The organism is Pseudomonas sp. FH1, assembly GCF_000510895.2.
Classification (GTDB): Bacteria; Pseudomonadota; Gammaproteobacteria; order Pseudomonadales; family Pseudomonadaceae; genus Aquipseudomonas; species Aquipseudomonas azotoformans_A.
In genome coordinates, this window is record NZ_AOHM01000120.1 from 1 (window position 1) to 2498 (window position 2498).

Genomic DNA, 2498 nt, shown 5'->3' on the forward strand with positions numbered 1-2498 from the left:
TGTTGCCGCTGACCGAAAACTGACCCAGTAGAGGCTCTTCTGCCGACTGAAAACTGACCCAGGTGTTCAACTGCTTCTGCTCACTTTTCGAGCAGGAGAACACAGGGTGATCAGCATGGAAATGTTGGGGAAAATCCGGCGGATGTACTTCCGCGACAAGCTCTCGCTGCATCAGATAGCCAAGCGTACCGGGCTGTCGAGAAACACCATCCGAAAATGGGTCAGAGCGCCCGAAGCCATTCAGCCAGCGTACCAACGGTGCGCAACCTTCAATAAGCTCAGCCCTTTTCACGAGACCCTGGAGCAGGCGCTCAAGGCCGATTCGTTCCGGCCAAAACACAACCGCAGGAGCGCCAAAGCACTTTTTGAGCAGATCAAAGCCGAGGGTTATGACGGCGGTTACAGCCAGCTCACGGCGTTTGTGCGCTCTTGGCGAGGCGAGCAAGGCAAGTCTTTACGCGCTTTTGTACCGCTGACGTTTGCGCTCGGTGAGGCCTTTCAATTTGACTGGAGCGAAGAAGGCCTGCTGATCGGTGGTCTTTTTCGACGTATCCAGGTCTCCCACATGAAGCTGTGTGCCAGCCGCGCATTCTGGTTGGTTGCGTACCCCAGCCAAGGCCACGAGATGCTGTTTGATGCCCACACCCGTTCGTTTGGAGCGTTGGGTGGTGTGCCGCGTCGCGGCATCTACGACAACATGAAAACGGCTGTCGACAAGGTCAACAAAGGCAAAGGGCGCACGGTCAACGCCCGGTTTTCCGTGATGTGCGCGCACTATCTGTTCGATCCGGACTTCTGCAACGTGGCCTCTGGCTGGGAAAAAGGCATCGTCGAAAAGAACGTTCAGGACAGCCGGAGGCGAATCTGGCTCGATGCTCAAAACTGCATGTTTCACACCTTCGAGGAACTGAATGTCTGGCTCGGCCAACGTTGCCGGTCGCTCTGGAGCGAACTGGTGCATCCGCAGTACAACGGGCTGACGGTGGCCGAGGTCTTAGAGCTGGAGCAGGTCGAAATGATGCCAATGCCGACGGCATTTGATGGCTACGTCGAGCGTACCGTGCGGGTCTCCAGCACCTGCCTGATCAGCGTGGCGCGAAATCGCTATTCAGTGCCATGTGAGCGCGTCGGCCAGTGGGTCAGTAGCCGTTTGTACCCTTCGCGGATCGTGGTCATTGCCGACGAAACGGTGATCGCCAGTCACGAGCGCCTCTTTGATCGAGATCAGGTCAGTTTTGACTGGCAGCACTACATCCCACTCATCGAACGCAAGCCTGGTGCATTGCGCAAAGGTGCGCCATTTGCTGATCTGCCAAAACCGTTACGGCTTCTCAAACGAGGACTGAGGCGTCACACCAACGGTGATCGAATCATGATGCAGGTACTGGCTGCTGTGCCAATTGCGGGGCTCGAACCTGTGCTGGTGGCGGTGGAGCTGGTACTTGAATCGGGAAGTCTGAGCGCCGATCACATCCTCAATGTCCTTGCCCGCCTGACCTCCACCGCACTACCTCCCAGTGTAGAAACCAGCCTGCAACTCAAGGTCGCGCCTGTTGCCAATACAGCACGCTACGACCGGCTCCGTGCGACCGATGAGGAGAATCGCAATGCGTGACCTAATGACTGAACTCAAAGAACTTCGCCTGCACGGCATGGCCAGTGCTTGGGAAGAACTGGTCTCTCAAGGAACAGCGTCGACGGCTTCATCGAAATGGCTGCTGGAACATCTGCTTCAGCAGGAACATGCGGATCGCGCGGTGCGCTCGGTGAATCATCAGATGAACATGGCAAAACTCCCCATGCACCGTGACTTAGCTGGCTTTGACTTCAGCGCTTCCAGCGCTGATGCCCGGCTGGTCAGCGATCTATCCAGCTTAGCGTTCACTGAAACGGCGCAGAATGTCGTGTTCATCGGCGGCCCTGGAACCGGGAAAACACACCTGGCCAGTGCCTTGGCTGTATCCGGAATCACGGCCCACAACAAACGCGTGCGCTTCTTTTCCACGGTGGATCTGGTGAATCTGCTGGAGCGTGAGAAGTACGATGGCAAGGCAGGGCGAATCGCCCAGGGACTGCTTCGCACAGACCTGGTGATACTGGATGAGCTGGGATATTTGCCCTTTAGCCAAAGCGGCGGTGCCCTGTTATTTCACCTGCTGTCCAAACTGTACGAACACACCAGCGTGGTCATCACCACCAACCTCAGCTTCTCGGAATGGTCGAGTGTGTTTGGCGACGCCAAGATGACCACCGCGTTGTTGGATCGGCTGACACATCACTGCCACATCGTCGAAACGGGCAACGAGTCCTACCGCCTACAACACAGCACCTTGGCCGCCCAGACAAAGATCAAGTCACGGGAACGAAAGCGCAAGGACGGAGATGATGTCGAGGACGATGAGCCATTTTGATCCGCACCATAAATACCCTGCTGCATGCCTACATGCGGTGGGGGTTGATGCGTCTTGAATCGGCCCACTGCTGCTAAGCTTATCCAC

The 2498-nt window shown here is 56.6% G+C and carries 2 protein-coding genes; both read left to right on the top strand.

All coding sequences use genetic code 11. The features are described 5' to 3' along the window. Positions 1-115 precede the first annotated feature (115 nt). On the top strand, positions 116-1615 hold the full coding sequence (gene istA / locus H096_RS26070; protein ID WP_156717529.1) for an IS21 family transposase: 1500 nt from the start codon (positions 116-118) through the stop codon (positions 1613-1615). Continuing rightward, positions 1608-2411, top strand: coding sequence for an IS21-like element ISPsy20 family helper ATPase IstB (gene istB / locus H096_RS26075; RefSeq protein ID WP_029241171.1), 804 nt, complete (start codon positions 1608-1610; stop codon positions 2409-2411). The genes istA and istB overlap by 8 nt, the downstream gene beginning before the upstream one ends. The last annotated feature ends 87 nt before the right edge of the window (positions 2412-2498 follow it).

Excerpts from the sequence above, each read along its gene's own strand:
- istA (WP_156717529.1), top strand. The coding sequence starts at position 116 with ATGGAAATGTTGGGGAAAATCCGGCGGATGTACTTCCGCGACAAGCTC.
- istB (WP_029241171.1), top strand. The coding sequence starts at position 1,608 with ATGCGTGACCTAATGACTGAACTCAAAGAACTTCGCCTGCACGGCATG.